Source organism: Bariatricus sp. HCP28S3_A7 (genome assembly GCF_052066375.1).
GTDB lineage: Bacteria > Bacillota > Clostridia > Lachnospirales > Lachnospiraceae > Allocoprococcus.
Genome location: NZ_JBQHSG010000037.1, coordinates 1 through 18,944 on the forward strand (window position 1 = coordinate 1; position 18,944 = coordinate 18,944).

The window sequence follows — 18,944 nt, forward strand, 5'->3', positions numbered from 1 at the left end:
AAAAAAGCGCGCCGTAATTACAGGCACGTACAAAGAGACATCATTATGGAACTGATATAATAATTCGCTGTTTTTGTGCAGGAGACAGGAACTTTATTTTGCGAGACGACAGTCAATATTGAAATCAATGATCTCTGGGGGAATCGCAGCATCCTGAGCAACGTTTCTGCCGGTCATATTTTTGCGGAAACTTATGCGCTCAGCCGGGAGCCTTTAATGGTAGACGTCGTATCTGCCGAAGACTGCGAGGTTCTGTTTCTGAATCTGAGTGCTCTTACAGATCCGCTGTATGCGAATGATTCCTGGCAAAGAAAGTTTATGAAAAACATCCTGAATGCCTGTGTACAGAAAAATCAGGTACTTTCAAACCGCATTTTCTGTACCACCCCCAAGTCAACACGTGCCCGCATCCTGACTTATCTTTCCTATCAGGCCGTTAAGGAAGGCAGAACTACGTTTCGAATTCCGTTTAATCGCCAGCAAATGGCAGATTATCTGAACCTGGATCGAAGCGCCCTCTCCAAGGAACTGGGACGTATGCGCGACGAAGGCATTCTGGAGTTTCGTAAAAATCAATTCACATTAACCGGGATTCAACTCTCACCGTAACACAAATACTTTGCTTTATTCCGGGTACCATACACTCTTTCCCGTAGATTTAGCATATTCAAATTCCGACGGTTACGGTCTTTCCTTCATATACCTTTCCCACATATCAGAATATCTTGTTCCCCATTCTACATTTGTGATAGTAGAGTAAGGAATCTTAAGTATATCATCATACCATACTCCATCTGCATCAAACGCCCTGAGAAATAGTTTATTCTTCTTCGCCTTGACAACTACGCCAATAGCAAACTCTCCATGAATTTCATCTTCCACAATAATAAATTGCTCCTTCGTTTTTAAGGAATCAAAAATTGTCCTCCAATCAGACAGATCAATATCCGGTGCCTTAATACCTCTTGTAATACCATATCGTTTATTAATCTCATTACATTTATTAGTATTAACCTCAACTTTCTTAAGTTGTGACATTTTACGTATACAATAGCCATCTAATTGAAAATCTGCTTCAGTTTGTCCCAAAAAAAATTTTTTATTTACTTCATTTGGATAATAATAAAAAAAGTCCTCGCTATACGAAAAGGAACAGCGGCATAGCCCTATTTCAGTAATTGCTTTTGTAATAATTTCAATCTTCTTTCGCTTTTTCATGGTTCTTCCTCTTTCCCTGTCCTAATTAATTTATATTATGCACCGTAACACCCCCGATTCCAGTGCATTCGTTACGATTCAGGCTCTTTCTGTTGTCCCTTTCATTCCTTCTTTTGAAAAACAGCCAGCTTCATCAAAAGCCAGCCATTTTCCAAAAAAGCATCATTTCATATTATCTTTGCGCGTAGTCTATATGCCTGCATTACAGCCATGAGGATGTCTTCCAGTCAATCAGCTTATCACTATAACCTTACACATGGATTTCGGCACAATTCTATGCCTGAACAAAAGTTCTTTATACACTAAATACAGTTCAAGTCAAAAGAGTTATCAATTCACAATTTACGATCCAGTAATGTAAAAACAATAAATATTGCCCCTGTTATCGGGAAGTTGAGTTTGAAGTTTTCATAATGTAGACACATTTTTACGATTACACGCATTATTATCGTTATGTTATGCTATTTCAATAAACGTAGTTGCATTTGAAACCTTGATCTGTGTATCCAGTTCCGCAAGAAGTGTACTCCGCTTTTCTTCCAAATCTGACAGTTTCTGAAAACGATCTATCAGATCCATGATTTGCTGATATGCCGCTTTAGCTTCCTTTGCATAGACTTCTTTGGCTACACGCTTTTCGTAGACTTTATCCTCATTCGGTTTGATCGTATCAACAAAACTTGCTTTTTCAATCTTATCAGCAATCTTCTTAACCAGAAGATCTCTTTCGTCCAACGCCTGTGTCACCAGTATCTTATCGCCCATAATAAACTCCTCCCTTAAAATACCTGCCATTTTTCTTTCTAGTTACTATTTTAAAGGAAGATTCTTTATTTGTCATTGAACTTGTCGTTTAAAAGTTATTGTTTTATCACGATTTTCGATTGTTTAACAAACCGCATAAAATCAAAGTTTCTTCACATTTTCATATTATCATAATTTATCTTTGTCCATGCAATCTTGGACAAATCTTGGGTAGAAAACACATAGAAAAAGGGCAGCTATTGACTGCTGCCATCTTGTAAATCTTTGTATAGTATTACATAAATGCACTCTCTTTCCGATACCGCGGCATTACAAAAAAAGAGCTATTTGATTTTCTTTACAAATCAAATAGCTCTTTTAATGATATTCTAGAAGTTTCACTGTATAACCCCTCTTTCTATTGATTTTGTCCAATTCAAATTATCTATTTCATTGGACCTACCTCCTGTTTTTTGAAGTTGTCTCTTCTTTTCTTTTGTTAAGTTTATATTATCACTCTTCTATGATTATGTCAATATATTTTCCAAATATTTTTTAAGTAAAATAAAATTTTCTGATTTTATGCAGCAAGATAAAGAGTCTTTTCATTTCCCGCCGCCTCACATTGTTCAAAAAAAATCTTGACGCAGTTTTTGAAACTATGTGTTCTATTATTAGTGTTCTGTTTTGAGACAGAATAAGCAATTACACCTGAAAGGAGATTTCCTATGGATCCAATTATTCTTGTTGCAGAGACCGGTTCTGATCTGACCCCTGAACTTGCCACTCAGTATGACATACAACTCGTTCCCATGCATGTTGCTTTTGACTCAGAAACACTTGACGACGGTTCTTTTCCGGTTCAGAAGATCTGCGATTACTATCATGACACCAGAAAACTTCCAAGAACCAGCGGAAGCTCCCCTGAGGATTTCATAAATATATTTGATGAAATTCACAACATCAATCCGACAGCGCAAATTCTTTATCTGGCTTATTCCGCAGCAACCACCTGCTCTTATCAAAGTGCAATGCTTGCCGCAGAAGACAGAGACTATGTCACCGCCATCGACACCAAACAGGTCTCTGTAGGACAGGCAGCCATTGTTATAGAAATTGCCAAACTCCTGAAAAAGAATCCCGAATTATCCATCCATGAAGTGTTGGCGGCCGCTAATGACTTGATTGCACGCGCGAAAATGTGTTTTCTTCCTGATAATCTGGAATTTCTTTGTGCCGGTGGCCGTGTCAGTAACGCAGTGTGCATGGGAAGCCGCATTTTAAACCTCCATCCCTGCATTGAAATACTGGATGGCAAGCTGGTTGCCACCAAAAAGTATCGCGGGGAAATGAAAAAGATCGCTTCCCAGCTTATCAAAGATTATGCCGACAGCTATGCTCTGAAGCGTGATACTCTATGGCTTGTATATACCATCGGTTTGCAGGACGAAATCCGCATCAGTGCTGAAGAAACTGCAAAAGAATGTGGATTTCTCCAGGTAAACTGGATTCAGGCAGGCGGAGTGATTACCACGCATGGCGGCCCTGCTGCCTTCGGTTTAGCAGGATTCTCGTCCAAAGACATATAATTGAAAAAGATGTTTGCCAAAAAACACAAGGACCTCCTGCCCTTGTGTTTTTTTATTCCCATTATCATCTGTCCAACAGATTTTCCTTGTTACTTTCTATGCAGAAGCCGCATTTTGAACGCTCTGAGCCGGGCCGCATATTTACTCGTCATAATCACTCCAACGATCATCATGCCAAATGTAATTCCCAGGCACAATCCTCCGAGGAAATTATCCGCCCGATCACTGAACACCAGAATCATATAAATAACCGCTGCGATAAATCCTCCGATAAACAACCAATGCATACGCCTTGTCAATTTCTGTTTTTCTTCATTACTATAATCTGCAACTTTTAATACAGTCTCTTCTAATTCTTTATCCATTTTCTCGCTTTTCCTTTCCCCATCTAAAATTTCCCGCAGATCCACATCATAATAATCCGCCATTTCAATGAGAAGATCCAAATCCGGCAAATTACTTCCCGTTTCCCTTAGTTAAAGATATTGTTGGGTATCTCAAGATGTGTCATTCGATTTTGCCGATAAAGCGGTAGAAGATTTCCACTTCCTGTTCCCGGCTTCCGTCCTCACTTTTGACCGCTTCATGGACAAGGATTTTTTCAATCAGCGTATTCAGAAGTTCAGCCGTCAATTCTGTGGGATTGACATACTGTTTCATCAGACCTATCCACTTTTCAGCGTCAACCGCTGTCTGGGCGGCGGTCTCCATCGCTTCGTGAAGCCGTTCAATTTTTACGTCCAATTCTCGCTGTTCGCCCTGATACTTTTCGGACAGCATATTGAAATTGTATTCTGTAATGCGTCCGGCAGACCAGTCCTCATACATTTTTGCAAACAGGGTGTCTACTTCTGCTTTGCGCTTTTCCGCCTTTTTCAGTTCGGCTGTCTGCCGCTTCCTTGCAGTATTGCGTTCCTTGTCGCTGGCGTTAAGTAGCCGTTTCAGAAGTTTGTCCCCATCCTGCTGTGCCAGCACAGACCAGTATTGCAGACGGGAAAGGACATAGGCGTAAAGCACATCATAGCGGATATAGTGCATGGAACACTGGTGCAATCCTTGCCCGTACTTGCTACAATGGTAGTGGGCATAGGGATTTTTGTTCTGGCTGTTCATACCATAGGCCAGCGACCAGCCGCAGTCCGCACATTTTACCAGCCCGGAAAATATCTGTGTTGTGCCGTTCTTCTGCCGTCTGCGCCTGTTGCAAATCTGCTCCTGTACTTGACGGAACACATCTTCGGAAATAATCGCTTCGTGGGTGTTCTCCACACGATACCATTCCTCTTTTGGCTTGCGTACTTTCTTCTTGTTTTTGAATGAAATGTTGGTCTGCTTATTGTGGACGCTGTGTCCGATATAGGTTTCCTCTTTCAGAATACTTTTCACCTGCGCTATCGTCCACGCATAGGCTTTTTCCTCCGGCGCTCCGGCATAGATATTTGCGAAAGTGCCGTATCTCTGGAAATTCAGCCAGCCGGGAGTAGGTACTTTTTCTTCGACCAAAATCCGTGTAATGCTGGCGGCTCCCCGGCCATGAACGGCAAGGTCAAAAATCTTTTCGATAATCCACCTTGTTTCCGGGTCAATCAGAAGATGGCCTTTCTTATCTGGGTCTTTGACATAGCCAAGCGGAGCATAGGCTCCATAGTGTGCGCCATTTGCGAACCGTGTCCGCATGGCCGCCTTTACCTTTTTGCTGGTCTGGCGGGCGTGCATTTCATTCAGAATGTTGAGGAATGGGGCAAGCTCATTCTCTCCGTTGATGGTGTCCACATTGTCATTGACAGCGATATAGCGGACGCCTTTGCTGGGAAAGTAGATTTCCGTGTACTGGCCGGTCAGAATGTAGTTTCTGCCTAAGCGGGATAAATCCTTCGTAACAACGCAGTTGATTTTCCCGTCCTCAATGTCATCAATCATTCTCTGAAAATCCGGCCTGTCAAAGTTCGTTCCAGACCATCCATCGTCGATATATTCATCTATGACATTCAGGCCATGCTCGGCGGCATATTGCCGGAGCATCATGCGTTGTGTCTGAATACTCCCGCTTTCTCCTTGCAGTTCATCGTCCCGGCTCAATCTCATATAAAGCGCCGTGTTGTAAATCGTAGTATTGTAAGGTTGTTTCACCGTAAAAATCCTCCTTCTAAAGAAACAACCCACGCTTACAATACTTTTGCTCTATGGCAATTATATCATAAGCGTGGGCGTGTTATCAATGATGGGCTATCAGGTTGAAGCGGCTTTTTCTGCGGTATGCCGCACCACATCTACAATCAGATCACCGAGGGGCTTCCCGCCTGCGGCGAAGTGTTCGGAGATTTTTATACGGTTGTTCCCACATACAAAATACTGCGTGCCGTTCTCTGCTTGTATAACCTGCCCTGTTCGGGGTGTAAAAATATCGCTTTCACTTTTTGCCATCCAGTGTCCTCCATATTCAGTTTTCAAGGTACAATGCCGCACAGAGGCGGCGAAAATTTCTGCTTATATCTATCACCTTTCCTTTACCGTGTGCCGCTGCTGACGTTTCAGTTCCGCCAGTATATCCGGCGGGATACGGTCAACCAGCCGCTGTAAATTGTCCAGTTCGCTTTTCAGCTTTGCCCGTTCCATCGTATCTTTCATCTTTCCTTTTTCGCTGGCCTTTGCCCTTGCTTCCAACTTCTCATTCTCCGCCAGCAGGTCATTGATTGTGACCTTGTACTTTTTCAACTGCCCGGAGAAATTCTCCATCTGCGGGAACCACTTTTTCAGCATGGAGAGGGCTTCCTCTTTTTTCTTTCCGGCGTTCAGCGGGTTAATGCCGTCCAGTGTGGCTTCAATGGCTCTTGCCTGCCGGGAGAGGGAAACCGCCTGTTTGAAAAGCCGGGTGGGGATATGCTTCCGGCCTGTCCTGCTGGCGCTCTCCCCACGCTCCAAGTCAGGATATTTCTCCACCATATAGGCGTGAAAATCGTCCTGCCACTTCGTCAGGTTTGCCCGGTTGCCGATAATCTCCTTTGCACACAGGCGGTTGTCCTTTGTCAGCGGAACAAAGGTCAAATGCAGGTGGGGCGTTTTCTCGTCCATGTGTACCACCGCCGACACGATATTTTCCCGTCCTACCCGGCCAATGAGGAAGTCCGCCGCCCTCTGGAAAAACGCCTGTATCTCCTTTGGGGATTTCCCCTTGAAAAACTCCGGGCTGGCAGTTACCAGCGTATCGACAAACCGTGTGCTGTCCTTGCGGGTTCGGCACCCGGCCTGTTCAATGCGGTTTTGAATGAAATGATAGTACCTGCCCTCTGGCTTGACGATATGAAAGTTGTACTTGCTCCGGCTTGTGTCAATGTCGGGGTTGCTGGCGTATTGTTCTTTCTGTCTTTCGTGATGGGCTTCCAGCGGCCTTGCCGGGTTGCCCTTGTGCTTCTCAAACCGCAAAATTGCGTGTTGTGCCATTCTGCTCCTTTCCCCATTCCTTTCCTATCCGGGGTTTTCCACAGGGAAAATCCCGCAGAAATTAGCTCGGATAGGATTGGAATGGATAGAATATAAATAAATCTTTTTAATCTTTGTATTTCTATATACCGTCCGGTTTTCGTACTTCCGGGGAGTGATTTCCTCACTTCATAAGTACGGTTTTCAGCCCTCCGGCGTACCAGAACCGGATTTCTTGAAGTCGGTGTTTGGAACCGCTTCATAGGATTTTGGGAAAATGCGGTTGGGTTTTCCACAGCCCTGCTTCTGGATCTCCACCAGCCCGGCGTATTGCAGTTCCCGCAGGGTGTTTACCGCTTTCTGCCGCCCACAGTGGAGCAGGTCAACCACCTCGCAGATGGGATAGTACAGATAAATCCGTCCGCAATCATCCGCCCACCCATTCTTGCGGGATAACTCTGTCCGGCGCAGGATAAAGGCGTACAGAACCTTTGCCTCGTTGGACAAGGGCTTGAATGTGGGGGCTTCAAAGAGGAAATTCGGGAGCCGGGTGAAGCTGAACGCCTTTTCCGGCTGATGGATATAGATGGTATTTGTCATAGTGCGTTTTGTGGACGGTTAGAAGCCCGTTTTCCGGGGCGGGCGATACTTTATACCACCAGCCCCGGTTTGGGGCTTGCGAAGCCTGATAAATCAAGGCTTTTTTCGCTCCTAACTGTCCACAGCAGACCTCCTTTTCCGTTCACTTTCTGTTTTCTGCCGCCTGTGAACTCTGGCGGCACAGCCGGGGCAGTATTTTGCCCGGTTGGATTTGGGGACGAACACACCGCCGCAGACCTCACAGCGTTTCAAGTCCTTATCCCGGAAAATCTCCGCTTCCAGCGTCCCGTCCAGCGGCAAGACCGCCCAGCGGAACCACTTACAGCAGACCGAGAAAGAAATCGTCTGCGGACAGGTGCAGGTGTCCCCATCGTCAAGGACAATGCAGTTGCCGTCCTCACAGCAACAGCACTCCCGGCGTATCAGGCTGGCCGCCTGTTTTCTCTGCGCCGGGGTCATGCGGTAAAGGGAACCGTCCGGCCTGCGTTCCAGCGGCGGCAAGTCTTTATAGGGGTTATCTCTCATGCGTTCCCTCCATTTTGCTTTCCGTTGCCGTTCTCCCCGAAAAGGTTTCCTGCCCCATTCCTGCGGCGTGTTCCGGCGTTGGCACGCTCCTCGCAACTTCGGGACATTTTGTCCCGAAGTCCGACTCCTTGCGGTGCTTCCCCAGCCGGGGTATTCCTTTTCGGACGGTCATTCTGTTTTCAAGGTGCCGTCCATCGATGAACTACCCTAAGTCTACACGAAAAAAATGCAATTCCCGGAATATTGCGAGAATTGCATTTTGATGAAGTTTACACTTTGGAAATTGCATTTTTGCAATCATTCTGTATAATGGAAGTATGCGGAGGAGGTGCGTATCTATGGCTTTACCCGGAACGCCCGGACAGCGGATTTCCGATTTATGCAACGGGAACCACATCACACAAAAGGAACTTGCGGAGAAGATAGACGTTTCCGCTTCCCAGTTGAGCCGCATTGTCAGCGGCGAAACAAGAACGGTCAGCAGTGATATTCTCATAGGTGTGGCAAAGGAATTTAAGGTATCGACAGACTACATACTGGGCTTGTCTACCGTGAGCGTTCGTAAAAGCTACGATATTTCTGAATTAGGCTTGTCCGAGGGAGCCGTGAGGGGGCTTGTGACGGGTGCTGTTGATGTGCAAATCCTCAACCGCCTGTTGGAACACAGGAATTTTCCTAAGCTGATAGATTTGATACGGATTTATTTTCAGGATACGGCGGCAAAGGGCATAACAGCAAGAAACCAGCTTATCGAGATGGCAACGGCTTCCCTGTCCGACCTGATGAAAGAACACCCGGAACACCGGGCAGAAGCGAAGCAGGATTTACAGCTTTTGAACGCCCAAAAGATAGGGGAACATGAAGCGGAGATTGAAAAAATCAAAAATGTGTTCCTGGCTATCCTGCGGGACATTAAGAAAGACATTGACAACGGGGAACAGCCGGGAGAAGCTGTGACCGCCGCTATGTTCCAAGCCATGCGGGACGCACTGGCGGAACAGAAACAAAAACCACTTTCCATTGACGATGTAACGGCGATGATAGCTGGACAGATCGGACAGCTTACACCGATGGATAAAGAAACTGTTGAAATGTTCCAGCAGTTTGCGAAGAAGATGATTGAGCAGGCAGGAACAAAGTGATAAATTTGAATTGTGAGGGAAAATACAGATGAATCAAGGAAGAATTATTGTGATTACAGGCTCACCGGGGACAGGAAAAACAACAACTGCGTCAATTGTCGCAAAGGAATCAGATATGGATAAATCAGTGCATATGCACACCGATGACTTTTTTCATTACTTAAGCAAAGGCGCAATACCACCACATTTGCCAGAATCCAACGAGCAAAATCTGGTTGTCATTGAAGCCTTTTTAGAAGCTGCAAAGCGATATGCTCGTGGCGGATATGATGTAATTGTAGATGGGATTGTCGGGCCATGGTTTTTGGAGCCATGGAAAGCTCTTGCCCAAGAAGATTACGAGGTACACTATATTGTATTAAGAGCGAGTAAAAAAGAAACTATGAAGCGAGCTGTGGAACGCTCAAAATTAGATAGAAAAACAAATATTGAATTAGTGGAAACAATGTGGGAGCAATTTTCCGGTTTGGGAGTATATGAATCAAATGTCATAGACACAACTACATTCACAATTAAAGATACGGTTTCCGCAATAAAAGAAAGAGTTGCATGTGGGACGTCTTTACTATCTTAGACATTCCCATTTGTCAGGAAGATAGCAAAGCCAGCCGAGCCAGTCAACGGTCAAGATGAACGGCGCATTTCATGCGCCGCCGTTGACAGTCCCGCCCGTCTTTGCTAAAGGGTAATCAAGGCGGGAAAGCCCTAAAATGGCTTCACACCTATTTCAATAATTGGAGGAGATAAAAATGAGATCAGAAAAGGAAGTTTATGATATTGTTTTGAATTTTGCAAAAACAGACAAACGCATTCGCATGGTTACTTTGGAAGGATCTAGAACAAATACAAATATTCCGCCTGATGATTTTCAGGATTTTGATATTACTTTTTTTGTTACGGATATGGACAGCTTCACAAGTGATGATAAATGGCTAGATATATTTGGTGAAAGGTTGATTCTGCAAAAGCCGGAAGATATGGAATTATTTCCAGCTGTAGAAAAGGGATTTTCATATTTAATGCTGTTTACTGATGATGTTAAGATAGATTTAACTTTGCTGCCGCTGGAACTGATAGACGAGTATTTTACATGGGATAAACTGGTAAAGTTACTGTTGGATAAAGACAACCGTATCGTAAAGCCGCCAATACCAACGGATATAGACTACCACTTGCAGAAGCCTACTCAAAGAATGTTTGACGATTGCTGTAATGAATTTTGGAATACTACAACATATGTAGTAAAGGGCTTATGCCGCAAAGAAATTCTTTTTGCTATTGACCATATGAATGATATAGTACGAAAAGAATTGCTTCGCATGATTTCCTGGCTGATTGGTATCAAACAGGGATTTCATTTCAGTTTGGGAAAAAACTATAAATTTATGAAGCAATATGTCCCAGAGGAATTGTGGGAACGACTTATGTCCACTTATAATATGGATTCCTATCCCCATATGTGGGAATCCTTTGAACAATGTATGGCATTGTTCCGGGAGGTTTCGTCAGAAGTGGCATGCCAGTTGGATTACCAGTATCCACTATATGATGAAAAAATCAGTAATTATGTGATTCGGCAAAAGAAAAAATATGGCATTGAAGATGATAACAAATAAAATTTTTTCAATCGAAAAAATTTATTTTGATTATTCAATTTTGAAAAACTGAATACCTCAAAATCAGAAAGAGAGCGGCCAAGCACTTTGAGGGATTGGCCGCCTTGTCCACCCATCCAGCGGGACAGCGGGCGGAGGTCAAGGCCGGGTGTAAACCCGTTCATTTCAGCCTTGACGGTTGCCCGTTGTCCTGCTACTTTTCCGGGAGTGTGGCCACAACTTCGGGACACTTTGTCCACAAGTTGGAGCGTAGGACGAGGAACTGGGGCTTTCATATACGCCCTGTCTGCTGATGAGTCCAGACCTGCGCTTGCGGCTCCACGCCACGCAAGCACAGCCCTGTTTTCCTGCCGCTTCAAATGCCCTTGCCCTCCCCGGCGGCAACGGCATTTTCACGGCAACGCCGGCAGAGCGTATAACACACTACACTTTGCTTCGCAAAGTCGTGTGCCAAATGGGGGCGTTGCCCCCTTTGGAAACCCCCACAAGAAAAGGCGGTACGCTACCCCTCCACGGGGCGCATACCGCCTTTTCTTGTTATCCAGCCCTCCGGCTGTATCGGTTGAGCAAAAGTCCGCGTGGGATTGATGTGGTATCTTTAACTTTGGGAAACTCCGGTCTCCCATCTTGAGATGGTTCTTCTTGATACCTGAAATTGTTCTGCCAGTTGTTCCTGTGTAAGTCCCTTCTCCTTCCGGAGCTCTTTGATAAAGCTTCCGATTTTTACTTGATCCATAAATTTGTGACCTCCTTTCTGAGAACAGAATACCTCCTGCTATGACAAATTTACAGGACACAAAGTGAGCAATGTCCGTAAATCCGCCTATGGGACATGATATGTCCAGCTCACCATCCCCACAATATTTGAACTTTTATTTTATAGTAAATCTTACTGTACCTTTAGCTTTCTTTCCGGAACACGTTATTTGATAACAGCCATCCTCCTGTATATTCACAGAAAAATCATCCCATTCTCCAAACGTATTTCCATAAAAAACAGGTTCCACATTTTCCTTTTTTATACTGATATAGAGTTCCCCGCCTTCAGCCTCATGAGAAACCGCAACGCTGTCTCCCTTCTTCAAATTATATTCTTTCACGATACTTTTATTTAATCGGTCAGCTTCTACTATGAACCCATTTTCATACTCATGAAGCGTATAATCTGATGAAAATGAGAACCATACTGCTCCCATCATTATGAATGCACTTATTACAAGACCTGCCATAATTCCACAATACTTTACTTTTCGTCTATTATCCTCCGGATGTACACTTTTTTCATACTGATAAAACTGAACAGAAAAAGAACCAAGTAATACAATATACAGAATCCCTAAAATCAAAAAGGTAATTGAAAGTACATCCTGTACGATACTTCCGCTACCATATCCCACGGTGTTCATGATTAACTGTGGAAGGATTATGCATAAAAAAATGATAACTAGCGGCATTACCTTGCCTTTATAAACACGCTTCATCATATCAAGTCTGGAATCATCATCACAAAAGATTTCTTCATTCATATCGGCTTCATCGGATGCTTTTCGGAAATAGCTATACCCGACAAAGTCAAACAGATATTCCCAGCCGCAATCAGAAAACATCTGAACATATTCCGCTTTATTCGCAACTCCGTCCTGGTTGTAATCCAGCCTATAGGTTACATTTTCCGGCTCACATTGTTCAAAATGATAAAATCCAGGAAATGTCACTTTCGTAAATTTCCAGCCTTGTCTATGCATGGAGCTGAGGAATTCTTCTTCTTTCCTGTACTCCGGAATTGTATAAAATTTAAATACCGTTTTAACTTTTCCCATTATCTCATCTCCTTCATATTCCGATACAATCTCTCAATCCTCTTCATTTCAATTTCCAGTACTTCTTGTCCCAAATCTGTAATTACATATATTTTTCGCTTTTCTTCTTCTCTTAGGAAACAGATTAATCCATCTTTTTCCATCTTGGACAGACTGCCATACATTGTGCCCGGCGCAAGAACGATATCTCCATTCGTAAGATCCTTTACCTTTTGAACAATTCCGTATCCATGATTTGGTTCTTTTAAGCATAACAGGATGTAGAACCCTGTCTCCGTCATTGGAACATATACTTTTTTAATATGTGTATCCATCTGTCAGTGCCTCCTTTCGTTCTTCATACATCGCAGTAATATGTATCGCACTTCGTTATATATTATATATCACACTGCGATATATATGTCAAGATAAATACAAGAATACCGAAACCACATTGTAAACTTATACTTTCAATACTGATGCGATGCAACAGACCGCTGTTGATGTATTTAAAAAATCGTTACAGGCGCACAACCAAAAAGCGGTTGAACTGCTCAATGTTCAACCGCTTTTCTTGTTTTCACATGGTTTTATTTTTGTGGGTGGCAAATCGGTGGCAAATAGACTGAACTCACCATACAAACACTTGAAAAACCGCTTATTTCCGTTGTAAAAGAACAACCGTCTCCACATGTGTCGGTATCGGCTGGAGAACACATTTCCCCAGCCTCGCCAATCTTTGATGAACACATTTTTTCCGATTCATCTTTATCCAAATACTCTTTTCTATCCTGCTCCATCATGACACCTTTTTTCCTTTCTGTTTACTTCGATATTCTGCTTTTGCATCGTTTACTTTCAAATCCTGATTACATTTCAAAACAAAAGTCAGTTTATATGGGGAAGGATTCCCGTTTTCATCGTATCCACCGACAATTACCTTTTCCACAATGCTTTCAAACACAATACGATCAAATTCATCCAGAATGTCTTCATTTTCCAGTGTCTTACGGAGCTGATCCATACGCTTGCTTATATTTTTCTGCTGCCCGATATTTTCTTCCAGATAAGCCTTTTCTTCTGTCATCTGATGAAGTTTTCTCTGAAAACTCAGCTTCTTTTCATCATAATCTTCCTGCTCTATTTTACCATCAATCAGCAGATCTGTTAACCTGCTTTTTTCGTTTCGATACTACTAATATCCTTTTCCAGCTGTTTCACTCTTTTTAATTCAGTATCGTCTTTCAATACATCTTCAATGGTGTTCAACACTGAATCAAGGACATCATCAAAGTTGTCTGCCAGAAGCTGGAACGCATCCACAAATGCATTTTCAATAATCACTTCATCTATGGCTTTGCAATTCGGGCAACTGCTGATTCCATTCTTGATTGCATTCATACACTGCCATACTGGTTTTTTCGTTGTTGTTGTCTGGTGCCTTGTCCTCCGGGAAAGTTTATGACCACAGTATCCACATTCAAGCATGCTGCTGAATGTAAACTGTCTTGTATAACGTTCCCTGTTTCCGGTGTTCTCCATGAGCCTTGGTTTTACACGTTTCAATCGGATTTCGTCTGCTTTATCCCAGACCTCTCTTGAAACAATCGGTTCATGATGATCCCGGATGTAATACCTGTCTTCTTATCCCATATTAGCAAGCCGCCTTTTGGATATTAGGTCAACTGTGAATGTTTTTCCAAGCAGGATATCTCCTTTATATTTCTCATTTTTGATAATCCCCATTACACCATGATCATGCCATTCTACTTTTCCCAGTTTGTTTTTTATACCCATTTCAGTCAATCTCTTTGCAATGGTAGAGCTTCCATAGCCTTGCAGGTACATATTATAAATAAACCTCACTGTTTCAGCCTCCTGCTCATTTACGGTGATACTTTTCGTATCCGGATGATAATCATATCCCAGACAGCCATTGAATCCTACCAGCTCGCCACGCTTCATTTTCATTTTTAAACCCATCTTTACATTTTCAGAAAGAGATTCCACCTCTCCCTGTGAAAGAGAACTTAAGATTGTCAGAAGCATTTCTCCATTCATATCCAGTGTGTTGATATTTTCTTTTTCAAACACAATCGCAATATTCCGGTCACGGAGCATGCGTACATATTTGATAATATCCTGTGTATTTCTGGAAAATCGGGAAATAGATTTTGTAAGAATCATATCAATCTCCCCATTCTGACATTTTCGTATCATCTCCTGGAACCCTTCTCTTTTATCGACCTTTGTTCCGGTAATGGCTTCATCTGCAAAGATTCCTGCAGATACCCATTCCTTATTATGCTTTATTTTCTGCTCATAATATGCTTTCTGGGATTCAAAGCTGCCAAGCTGTTCATCTCCATCCGTCGATACCCTGCAGTATGCTACAACGCGAATACGTTCAATCTGTATGCCCGCAGTACGTCTGCCATTACTGTTCGGTGCTGCCTTTGTTGCCTCTAAAACCTGAACCTGTTTCATGCTCATAATTTTCCTCCATTTCTTTTACCTGCCACACTTTTCTTTCCTTATGTGTAACTGGTTTCTTTATTTGTGCTGTCATTTTATCTGAAATCTTAAATATGAACGAATGTTGTATTACCTTATCTTCCATTGTTTTTTCCTCAACTTTCTTTATTCTATGCAATTGCTTTCATCGGATCATCACTACGTTCCCCGACAATCAGATAACTATCCATCAGTTTCCGTCTGATTTTTTCAAATTCTTGTTCTGACAGAAGTTCTGAATGAAATAACTTTGTAATCACAGCTATTTTCTTTGCGTATTCCAACTCTTTCCTCATTGCTTCACTCCCCCTTTCCCTGTTATTTTTCGGCATCACTCCTTTCAGTCAAAATTTTGCACTTGGTTTGGCTTCCATTCGTATCATCTGCTGTCAGTGTTACAACTGACCTCTATCAGAATATTTCTGATTACTGGCAGCTTCTTCACAAACTTACCAGTCGTTTCCGGAGTATCTTCGACGCTCGCCTGAGAATAAAGCCTTACAGGGTCATGGCATCTGTGTTGGCAGATTATACAGCTCATGAAGTTTTCAATGTACATCAATTCGCTTTTTTGCGAATCCAACTTTACCGCCATTATAATTCGCTTTTTGGCGAATGTTTCTGTTTACAAAAAAGTATTTTGGAAGTAAAAATAGTATTATCAATAGGAAAGCAGGTATCTGATATGACGATTGGAGATAAAATAAAAAAAATCCGAACATTCCGGAAAATGACACAAGCAGAGCTTGGCGCAGCCCTCGGTTGGGGTGAAAAAGGAGCAAATCGTCTTGCCCAGTATGAGACAAACTACCGGGTTCCCAAAAAAGAACTGGTAACCGAAATGGCAAAAATACTGAACGTAAATCCTTGGACACTGTATGATGCAACGACAATGGATGCTACCGAATTCATGGAACTCTTGTTCTGGATCGATGAATTCAACCCATCCGCTATAAACTTGTTCCAGATGGAAACTTATCCCGGAGAAAAATGCAATTCCAGCGAAGATACCTCTGTCCGCTATCACGATAACGATAGCTGGCCTGCACATCCGCCTGTGGGATTATGGATTAATTATGGACTTGTCAATGATTTTATGAAAGAATGGGTTCTCAGAAAAGAAGAACTGAAATCTGGCGAGATTACCAGAAATGAATACTTTGAATGGAAAATCAACTGGCCTCAGACCTGTGATGGATGTGGGAAACATGAACCTAAAAAACAATGGAGAAACAATGGAAAATAACCACACGGACAGGGATTCATCGCAACCACCATTTTGATACAATCCAACGGTTGCACCCCCTTTTGCACCCCCTAAACACAGGAGATGCATCACCCTCTATCCGGGCATTGGATTAGACTACTTTTCATTCTATGGAGGGTTGCAGAGTAGTCTTTTCTTTCACGAAAAAAGAGATATTACAACGCTGGGGAAGTGATATCTTTTTCTTCTTATTATAATTCACTTGTCAAGCATCAAATCGTCAAACTGAAATTTACCGGTACTCCTTAATCATCATTATAATAACGAAAGTTAAGAGTATTGGGGAAACCAAAATCGTTTTTATACCCCAGATATTAGATAGAACTCCTCCGCTTCCGGCTCCGATTGCAAAAATGATAATTATACCCCAAAAATGAAGTGCTTTATATAAAGATTCCTTATCCTTATTCCGGAGGTAATGTGATAAGCTTTCTGTTCCGCTTCTTAAATTTCCTATGCACATAGTGCTCGCATATCCGTATCCATGCACTTTTCTAAAAGTCTGCACCTGCATAGCACATGAAAAGGAAACTAACATATTAGCAATCATATTTAGTTTGAGTGGCATAAATCCGACAAGGCCAAGCATTAGTATTTCTATAAACAGAATGATTTGTCTCCAGTGTATGCCCTTACTGTTCTTGAACTTGTTTTCAATTTGCTCGGCAATAAAAATTCCTGCAGCAAATGAAAGCAAAGGAAACATATAATGAAACCCCATAACCGCATTGCCTTGCATAAAATTCTGACTCATCAGAACAACATTACCTGTCTGAGCATTTGCAAAAACATGGTCTCTCATATTGTAAGTATATGCATCCTGAAATCCACCTGAAAACGCCAGGACAGCACTTAATCTAAAGCTCTCTGATGTTTGCAATGTAAATGAACACCTCCACAAATTCAAATTCACCGCGTAGTTGATTGATTTATATCAACTGTTCACGGTCTTGTTTATTATATAAAAAACGTCTAACTTCCATGATTTTTTTAGAACCAATACCATCTATTACAACATAATAAATAACAAAATTCTTAACATAAATACGATAGTATTTGTATTGCCTTTCTTTTACAGAGCGAAATGGTTCAAATGATTCCGCAATAGGTAATCTTTCCATTATCGCTTTTTCAACTGCATCTAATAAATCATTTGCCGCTTTTTCATTATGCAAAGTTTCTGATATATATAACTTTTTGTTCTAAATCCTCGTAAAATAAAGGTAAATACCTTAATTCATACTGTGTATCAGCCATTTACCCTCCTTCGAAGATTTGAAAAAACTTCTTCATGTGTATATCTTTTTTCATTCTCTGATGCGTATCTGTCCGCCTCGTCCAATGTAGCCTCAACACCATCTGTAAGTTTCGAGTACGCCTCTAAGCTTAATACAACCATTGCACCATATCCATTCTTTGTTAAAAATACCGGTTCTCCTCCTCCAACCGCTTTTTCAATATCAGGAAATTTATTTCTCAAGTCCGAAACTGGTCTTATCTGTATCATAGCAACCTCCTTATCCAAATTCTATCATAATTTTATCTTGCCAAATTAATTATAACCCTTATTTCTCTTTTTATCAATCACTAAGAAATATATTTTCTATGGGACATTTTCACATTATTCTGATTTACCATAGCATATCTAAGCGTTGTATCTATCTGTTCATGTCCAAGTATCTTCTGTACTTGTTCTATCGGCATTCCCTTTTCAATTGCTCTAGTTGCCATAGTTCTCCTGAATTTATGTGGATGCACCTTTTCTACACCTAACTTCTTACCCATTTCTCGCAAGCGTAATTCTACACCACTTTCAGTAAGTCTATTATGTGGTTTATTCAGAGAAACAAATAATGCACTATTATTATCTGTCTTTGATTCGATATAGTTTATCAAATGAATCTTTGTCTTTGCATCAAAATAAGCTTTACGTTCTTTATCTCCTTTTCCATAAACAACACATTCACGTTCTGAGAAATCTATATCATCAATGTTCAATCTTACCGATTCACCTACCCGAATTCCTGTCGAAAGCAAGAAATCAATCATTGCCCTATCACGTAAATTATTACAATTATCCCTAAGAATCTCAACTTTCTCATCTGAAATAGTATCTTTTACAATAATCGCTGTCTTCACCTTATGAATTCTTTTCATCGGACTTTTTATTATATAATCTTCTTCCTCCAACCAAGAAAAGAATGTGGAAAGGCTTCTACGAATATTATCAATAGTCACCTTTCCACAATTATCTATTGCTTGATACTCTACAAGATATTTTCGTAACATTTCGGTAGATATCTTTATCACCGGTATGTTAATTGACTCCAGCATCTTCTCAATATTACACCTATAATAGCGTATCGTTTTGTCAGAACATCCTTCTAAATGCTTGGCAGGTGACATGCTCCCACTACTTAAGCCCTAAAGCTTTGAAGTAGGGGCTTCTTACTCAATAACCCGATAGGGCTAAGTATCAATAAGCTATCCCCGCGTGCCCCGCGGTTCTT

26 protein-coding genes and 2 pseudogenes are annotated in these 18,944 nt (G+C 41.9%); 6 read left to right on the forward strand and 22 right to left on the reverse strand.

Going from position 1 to position 18,944, the window contains the following annotated elements; all coding sequences use genetic code 11:
* The first annotated feature begins 75 nt into the window (after positions 1-75).
* Positions 76-609 carry a Crp/Fnr family transcriptional regulator gene (locus ACTNA4_RS14675; protein ID WP_441030799.1) on the forward strand — a complete coding sequence of 178 codons (534 nt, stop codon included), beginning with the start codon at positions 76-78 and terminating at the stop codon, positions 607-609.
* A 72-nt stretch (positions 610-681) separates the two neighbouring features.
* Here ACTNA4_RS14675 and ACTNA4_RS14680 read toward each other — a convergent pair whose 3' ends face one another.
* Together ACTNA4_RS14680 and ACTNA4_RS14685 are read right to left on the reverse strand one after the other, a co-directional pair.
* The gene (locus ACTNA4_RS14680) at positions 682-1,218 is read right to left on the reverse strand and encodes a hypothetical protein (protein WP_427808708.1); all 537 of its coding nucleotides are present in this window, start codon (positions 1,216-1,218) and stop codon (positions 682-684) included.
* A 456-nt stretch (positions 1,219-1,674) separates the two neighbouring features.
* Complete coding sequence (locus tag ACTNA4_RS14685; protein ID WP_441030801.1) at positions 1,675-1,983, reverse strand: hypothetical protein; 309 nt, start codon at positions 1,981-1,983, stop codon at positions 1,675-1,677.
* Positions 1,984-2,690: 707 nt separating this feature from the next.
* Here ACTNA4_RS14685 and ACTNA4_RS14690 point away from each other — a divergent pair.
* Positions 2,691-3,551, forward strand: a complete 861-nt coding sequence (locus tag ACTNA4_RS14690) for a DegV family protein (protein ID WP_441030803.1) — start codon at positions 2,691-2,693, stop codon at positions 3,549-3,551.
* Between the two features lie 89 nt (positions 3,552-3,640).
* On the opposite strand, the gene ACTNA4_RS14695 is transcribed toward ACTNA4_RS14690, so the two are convergent.
* The 6 genes from ACTNA4_RS14695 to ACTNA4_RS14720 all read right to left on the reverse strand — a co-directional run bounded on the left by ACTNA4_RS14695 (position 3,641) and on the right by ACTNA4_RS14720 (position 8,096).
* Positions 3,641-4,006 (reverse strand): helix-turn-helix domain-containing protein, encoded by a 366-nt coding sequence (locus ACTNA4_RS14695; protein WP_441030805.1) that lies wholly within the window; start codon positions 4,004-4,006, stop codon positions 3,641-3,643.
* 52 nt (positions 4,007-4,058) lie between these two features.
* Entirely contained in the window at positions 4,059-5,636 is a 1,578-nt protein-coding gene (locus ACTNA4_RS14700; RefSeq protein WP_154410947.1) for a recombinase family protein, read from the reverse strand.
* A gap of 144 nt (positions 5,637-5,780) precedes the next feature.
* Positions 5,781-5,975: a hypothetical protein gene (locus ACTNA4_RS14705; protein ID WP_002334813.1), complete on the reverse strand. Its 195-nt coding sequence runs from the start codon at positions 5,973-5,975 to the stop codon at positions 5,781-5,783.
* Between the two features lie 72 nt (positions 5,976-6,047).
* Entirely contained in the window at positions 6,048-6,992 is a 945-nt protein-coding gene (gene mobV / locus ACTNA4_RS14710; RefSeq protein ID WP_002334814.1) for a MobV family relaxase, read from the reverse strand.
* 183 nt (positions 6,993-7,175) lie between these two features.
* Positions 7,176-7,571: a replication initiator protein A gene (locus ACTNA4_RS14715; RefSeq protein WP_002588752.1), complete on the reverse strand. Its 396-nt coding sequence runs from the start codon at positions 7,569-7,571 to the stop codon at positions 7,176-7,178.
* A 111-nt stretch (positions 7,572-7,682) separates the two neighbouring features.
* Entirely contained in the window at positions 7,683-8,096 is a 414-nt protein-coding gene (locus tag ACTNA4_RS14720; protein ID WP_002588751.1) for a cysteine-rich VLP domain-containing protein, read from the reverse strand.
* Between the two features lie 338 nt (positions 8,097-8,434).
* Between ACTNA4_RS14720 and ACTNA4_RS14725 the strand changes: the two genes are divergently transcribed.
* The 3 genes from ACTNA4_RS14725 (at position 8,435) to ACTNA4_RS14735 (ending at position 10,854) form a co-directional block, all read left to right on the forward strand.
* Positions 8,435-9,238 carry a helix-turn-helix domain-containing protein gene (locus ACTNA4_RS14725; protein ID WP_441030807.1) on the forward strand — a complete coding sequence of 268 codons (804 nt, stop codon included), beginning with the start codon at positions 8,435-8,437 and terminating at the stop codon, positions 9,236-9,238.
* Between the two features lie 28 nt (positions 9,239-9,266).
* The gene (locus ACTNA4_RS14730) at positions 9,267-9,812 is read left to right on the forward strand and encodes an AAA family ATPase (protein WP_001071501.1); all 546 of its coding nucleotides are present in this window, start codon (positions 9,267-9,269) and stop codon (positions 9,810-9,812) included.
* Positions 9,813-9,987: 175 nt separating this feature from the next.
* Positions 9,988-10,854: an aminoglycoside 6-adenylyltransferase AadE gene (locus ACTNA4_RS14735; RefSeq protein ID WP_001255868.1), complete on the forward strand. Its 867-nt coding sequence runs from the start codon at positions 9,988-9,990 to the stop codon at positions 10,852-10,854.
* On the opposite strand, the gene ACTNA4_RS14740 is transcribed toward ACTNA4_RS14735, so the two are convergent.
* From ACTNA4_RS14740 to ACTNA4_RS14785, 10 genes and pseudogenes are all read right to left on the reverse strand, one after another.
* Positions 10,803-11,213 (reverse strand): hypothetical protein, encoded by a 411-nt coding sequence (locus ACTNA4_RS14740; RefSeq protein WP_002334817.1) that lies wholly within the window; start codon positions 11,211-11,213, stop codon positions 10,803-10,805. The genes ACTNA4_RS14735 and ACTNA4_RS14740 overlap by 52 nt on opposite strands.
* A gap of 254 nt (positions 11,214-11,467) precedes the next feature.
* Positions 11,468-11,590: pseudogene (locus tag ACTNA4_RS14745) on the reverse strand (helix-turn-helix transcriptional regulator); the annotation flags it as partial.
* Positions 11,591-11,726: 136 nt separating this feature from the next.
* On the reverse strand, positions 11,727-12,674 hold the full coding sequence (locus ACTNA4_RS14750; RefSeq protein WP_441030809.1) for a DUF2812 domain-containing protein: 948 nt from the start codon (positions 12,672-12,674) through the stop codon (positions 11,727-11,729).
* The gene (locus ACTNA4_RS14755) at positions 12,674-12,988 is read right to left on the reverse strand and encodes a PadR family transcriptional regulator (RefSeq protein WP_427808702.1); all 315 of its coding nucleotides are present in this window, start codon (positions 12,986-12,988) and stop codon (positions 12,674-12,676) included. Before ACTNA4_RS14755 ends, ACTNA4_RS14750 begins: the two co-directional genes overlap by 1 nt.
* A 255-nt stretch (positions 12,989-13,243) precedes the next feature.
* Positions 13,244-13,456 (reverse strand): hypothetical protein, encoded by a 213-nt coding sequence (locus ACTNA4_RS14760; RefSeq protein ID WP_441025417.1) that lies wholly within the window; start codon positions 13,454-13,456, stop codon positions 13,244-13,246.
* Positions 13,453-13,740, reverse strand: coding sequence for a hypothetical protein (locus ACTNA4_RS14765; protein ID WP_441025420.1), 288 nt, complete (start codon positions 13,738-13,740; stop codon positions 13,453-13,455). The genes ACTNA4_RS14760 and ACTNA4_RS14765 overlap by 4 nt, the downstream gene beginning before the upstream one ends.
* A gap of 80 nt (positions 13,741-13,820) precedes the next feature.
* The gene (locus tag ACTNA4_RS14770) at positions 13,821-14,219 is read right to left on the reverse strand and encodes a zinc ribbon domain-containing protein (RefSeq protein WP_441030811.1); all 399 of its coding nucleotides are present in this window, start codon (positions 14,217-14,219) and stop codon (positions 13,821-13,823) included.
* Between the two features lie 78 nt (positions 14,220-14,297).
* Positions 14,298-15,146 carry a recombinase family protein gene (locus tag ACTNA4_RS14775; protein ID WP_441030813.1) on the reverse strand — a complete coding sequence of 283 codons (849 nt, stop codon included), beginning with the start codon at positions 15,144-15,146 and terminating at the stop codon, positions 14,298-14,300.
* A complete protein-coding gene (locus ACTNA4_RS14780) occupies positions 15,091-15,273 on the reverse strand; it encodes a hypothetical protein (RefSeq protein WP_172680474.1) in 183 nt (60 codons plus the stop codon). The genes ACTNA4_RS14775 and ACTNA4_RS14780 overlap by 56 nt, the downstream gene beginning before the upstream one ends.
* A gap of 25 nt (positions 15,274-15,298) precedes the next feature.
* Positions 15,299-15,463, reverse strand: a complete 165-nt coding sequence (locus ACTNA4_RS14785; protein ID WP_156339392.1) for a hypothetical protein — start codon at positions 15,461-15,463, stop codon at positions 15,299-15,301.
* Positions 15,464-15,852: 389 nt separating this feature from the next.
* On the opposite strand from ACTNA4_RS14785, the gene ACTNA4_RS14790 reads away from it, so the two are divergent.
* A complete protein-coding gene (locus tag ACTNA4_RS14790) occupies positions 15,853-16,413 on the forward strand; it encodes a helix-turn-helix domain-containing protein (protein WP_427808720.1) in 561 nt (186 codons plus the stop codon).
* A 253-nt stretch (positions 16,414-16,666) separates the two neighbouring features.
* Here the strand turns inward: ACTNA4_RS14790 and ACTNA4_RS14795 are convergent, their stop codons facing one another.
* From ACTNA4_RS14795 to xerA, 4 genes and pseudogenes are all read right to left on the reverse strand, one after another.
* The gene (locus tag ACTNA4_RS14795) at positions 16,667-17,314 is read right to left on the reverse strand and encodes a YoaK family protein (protein WP_441019217.1); all 648 of its coding nucleotides are present in this window, start codon (positions 17,312-17,314) and stop codon (positions 16,667-16,669) included.
* Positions 17,315-17,363: 49 nt separating this feature from the next.
* A complete protein-coding gene (locus ACTNA4_RS14800) occupies positions 17,364-17,609 on the reverse strand; it encodes a type II toxin-antitoxin system RelE/ParE family toxin (protein ID WP_441019215.1) in 246 nt (81 codons plus the stop codon).
* 74 nt (positions 17,610-17,683) lie between these two features.
* Entirely contained in the window at positions 17,684-17,941 is a 258-nt protein-coding gene (locus ACTNA4_RS14805) for a type II toxin-antitoxin system Phd/YefM family antitoxin (RefSeq protein WP_441019213.1), read from the reverse strand.
* Between the two features lie 80 nt (positions 17,942-18,021).
* Positions 18,022-18,831 (reverse strand): annotated as a pseudogene (xerA, locus tag ACTNA4_RS14810) (site-specific tyrosine recombinase/integron integrase); the annotation flags it as partial.
* Positions 18,832-18,944: the final 113 nt, after the last annotated feature.

Coding starts and splice junctions, on each gene's coding strand:
- ACTNA4_RS14765 (WP_441025420.1), bottom strand. CDS start 13,740: ATGACAGAAGAAAAGGCTTATCTGGAAGAAAATATCGGGCAGCAGAAA.
- ACTNA4_RS14725 (WP_441030807.1), top strand. CDS start 8,435: ATGGCTTTACCCGGAACGCCCGGACAGCGGATTTCCGATTTATGCAAC.
- ACTNA4_RS14685 (WP_441030801.1), bottom strand. CDS start 1,983: ATGGGCGATAAGATACTGGTGACACAGGCGTTGGACGAAAGAGATCTT.
- ACTNA4_RS14730 (WP_001071501.1), top strand. CDS start 9,267: ATGAATCAAGGAAGAATTATTGTGATTACAGGCTCACCGGGGACAGGA.
- ACTNA4_RS14790 (WP_427808720.1), top strand. CDS start 15,853: ATGACGATTGGAGATAAAATAAAAAAAATCCGAACATTCCGGAAAATG.
- ACTNA4_RS14750 (WP_441030809.1), bottom strand. CDS start 12,674: ATGGGAAAAGTTAAAACGGTATTTAAATTTTATACAATTCCGGAGTAC.
- ACTNA4_RS14705 (WP_002334813.1), bottom strand. CDS start 5,975: ATGGCAAAAAGTGAAAGCGATATTTTTACACCCCGAACAGGGCAGGTT.
- ACTNA4_RS14760 (WP_441025417.1), bottom strand. CDS start 13,456: ATGATGGAGCAGGATAGAAAAGAGTATTTGGATAAAGATGAATCGGAA.
- mobV (WP_002334814.1), bottom strand. CDS start 6,992: ATGGCACAACACGCAATTTTGCGGTTTGAGAAGCACAAGGGCAACCCG.
- ACTNA4_RS14700 (WP_154410947.1), bottom strand. CDS start 5,636: ATGAGATTGAGCCGGGACGATGAACTGCAAGGAGAAAGCGGGAGTATT.
- ACTNA4_RS14690 (WP_441030803.1), top strand. CDS start 2,691: ATGGATCCAATTATTCTTGTTGCAGAGACCGGTTCTGATCTGACCCCT.
- ACTNA4_RS14775 (WP_441030813.1), bottom strand. CDS start 15,146: ATGAGCATGAAACAGGTTCAGGTTTTAGAGGCAACAAAGGCAGCACCG.
- ACTNA4_RS14805 (WP_441019213.1), bottom strand. CDS start 17,941: ATGATACAGATAAGACCAGTTTCGGACTTGAGAAATAAATTTCCTGAT.
- ACTNA4_RS14680 (WP_427808708.1), bottom strand. CDS start 1,218: ATGAAAAAGCGAAAGAAGATTGAAATTATTACAAAAGCAATTACTGAA.
- ACTNA4_RS14780 (WP_172680474.1), bottom strand. CDS start 15,273: ATGGAAGATAAGGTAATACAACATTCGTTCATATTTAAGATTTCAGAT.
- ACTNA4_RS14785 (WP_156339392.1), bottom strand. CDS start 15,463: ATGAGGAAAGAGTTGGAATACGCAAAGAAAATAGCTGTGATTACAAAG.
- ACTNA4_RS14755 (WP_427808702.1), bottom strand. CDS start 12,988: ATGGATACACATATTAAAAAAGTATATGTTCCAATGACGGAGACAGGG.
- ACTNA4_RS14715 (WP_002588752.1), bottom strand. CDS start 7,571: ATGACAAATACCATCTATATCCATCAGCCGGAAAAGGCGTTCAGCTTC.
- ACTNA4_RS14735 (WP_001255868.1), top strand. CDS start 9,988: ATGAGATCAGAAAAGGAAGTTTATGATATTGTTTTGAATTTTGCAAAA.
- ACTNA4_RS14720 (WP_002588751.1), bottom strand. CDS start 8,096: ATGAGAGATAACCCCTATAAAGACTTGCCGCCGCTGGAACGCAGGCCG.